Source organism: Burkholderia sp. APQ4-4ca, from assembly GCF_057837105.1.
Map to the genome: position 1 here is coordinate 122,139 of NZ_JBYQCG010000172.1, position 2,233 is coordinate 124,371.

Consider the following 2,233-nt stretch of genomic DNA (forward strand, 5'->3'; position numbering starts at 1 on the left):
TGCATGGTCGAGCCGAGCTTCGGCCTCGTCGTTCAGGGCGCGAAGCGGGTCATGCAGAGCGGCGATGCCTACATCTACGACGCCGACCGCTTTCTGATCACGTCGCTCGATCTGCCCGGTTCGACGCAAATCATCGAGGCCAGCCCCGACAAACCGTTTCTCGGGCTCGGCCTCAAGCTCGATTTCCGCGTCATGGCCGAACTGATGATGCAAGTCGCGCCGGATCACGAGGATGCTCCAGCGGGCCGCGGCCTCGTCGTCGGCGACATGAACGAACTGCTGTACGACGCGCTGAACCGGCTACTCGCGCTGCTGGACGACCCGAACGCCATTGCCGTTCTCGCACCGTACATCGAGCGGGAAATCTACTATCGGCTGCTGACGAGCGACCAGGGCGCCCGCCTGCGCCAGATTGCGTCCACCGGCAGTCAGTGCAACCGCGTGTCGCGCGCGATCCGGTGGTTACGCGCTCACTACGATGAATCGTTGCGTGTCGATGATCTCGCGGCGCAAGTTCAGATGAGCAGTTCAACCTTCCATCATCACTTCCGCCAGCTCACCGGCATGAGTCCGTTGCAGTATCAGAAATGGATACGGCTCAACGAGGCGCGTCGGCTGATGCTGGCGGAGCGCCTCGACGCCGCGTCGGCGGCGTTCAGGGTCGGGTATGCGAGTCCGACCCAGTTCAATCGGGAATATAGTCGGCTGTTCGGTAATTCCCCGCGAAGGGATATCGATAGCCTGCGAAGTGGCGCGGACGTCGCTCTGTCGATCGTGGCGAGTTATTGATCGCGATCGCTGACTGTGGCGATGCATCGGTTTTGATGTGATCCGCCAAGTGCGGGATGGGATTTTCGCCTGCAGGTTGAGGGAAGTCGCGTCCCTTCCCAAGACTACGTGTATCAGCTGCGGTCCAGAGTCCTGCCTGCCAATTCTTCTCCCCACACTCCGCGACTTCCCGAATCTGGGGCGCGGCACAGGCGTTGTCACGTGACAACTGGCGCTAAATACCCGTGCATCTCGCGCTGAATTGGTGGTTCGAAGCGACCCTGCGGTGGACTGTTTCTCCGACACGCTGATGACATCCAGCAGCGCATTGCCGAAAACGTTTTATATACTACAAATCACGTATCAAGAACGACAAATCCGCCTGCAATTGCCCCTCTCCCTGATGCCGATGCCCTGAAATAGCATACGCCCCCATTTTCGCGCCTCATTGTGTTCATTTTGCGTGAAACAGGATGAAGAAAATGGCACAAGCCTTTGCCGCACAAGGATTTCCGGCAGGCATCGATTTTCGGCGAATGTTTCACGACCTGACGCATTTGGGTCGTCACATGCCACTGACACATGGTTTCACCGCCTATTGCGGCCGATATCCACGGTGAACTCGGGCATATTGAGCCTTTCCAGGCCGGGGAGAGGTGATTTGCCACGCTCTGCCCTATTGGCCGACACAAGCCGCACATCCAATTTCACCTCATAAAATGGGGACATATCAACATCGCCACAATACCGCCTTTTGGGGCGTACCTCGGCAGCTGGTCAGCAGCATAGCTTCGACACATGAGCGCACTCGACGATAGCGGAATCGCCACTCGAAGAAGTGCGGCCCTCGCTCCCAAGACGCTCCTTTTCAATCCCGCGCGGGACACTTCGCTTCATATAGCGGCCTACCACGCAAGTCTTCTGGACGTCGGCTCCTGTTGTCACGTGACAACTCCCTAGCGATTCACCGACGAGCCGGGGAACGGGAAGCTACGGGCGATGTTTTTACGCCCAGCGGTATGCCGCCTACACCACGAGTGCGCATCAACTATGACCATCGCTTGATGATCGCTAAATCCCCCTAGGTGGCGCGCGCCGGAATCCATTTGTCACGTGACAACTCGCTCGCTGCCGGAAAGGCGTACATGGCCACGCGCCGCATGCATTGGTAATTGAAGCGAAGAGATTTTTGCGGAAATACGAGACGCACCGTATCGAAGATTTCCCCACGGACGTATGCCCCAGAGAAATCGAGGGATTCAGCGACTTGTCACGTGACAACCATCTGTTTCCCCCGCGACCAATTCCATCACCGACATGAACTCGTAGCAAATTTCCAATCAGATCGACGCCCGACGAAACGCCCACTCTCTGCACAACGGCTTATAGACAGTAAAGACGGCGAGATTCCTGCGCATTTCGTTCTTTTGCGATCGGCATCGATATTTTTTATTGAATCGATATT

The 2,233-nt window shown here is 57.1% G+C and carries 1 protein-coding gene; it reads left to right on the forward strand.

Features of this window, described 5'->3' with window-relative positions:
* A partial coding sequence (locus AC3IFE_RS20255; RefSeq protein WP_489191721.1) for an AraC family transcriptional regulator occupies positions 1-789 on the forward strand: 789 nt, incomplete at its 5' end.
* Positions 790-2,233: the final 1,444 nt, after the last annotated feature.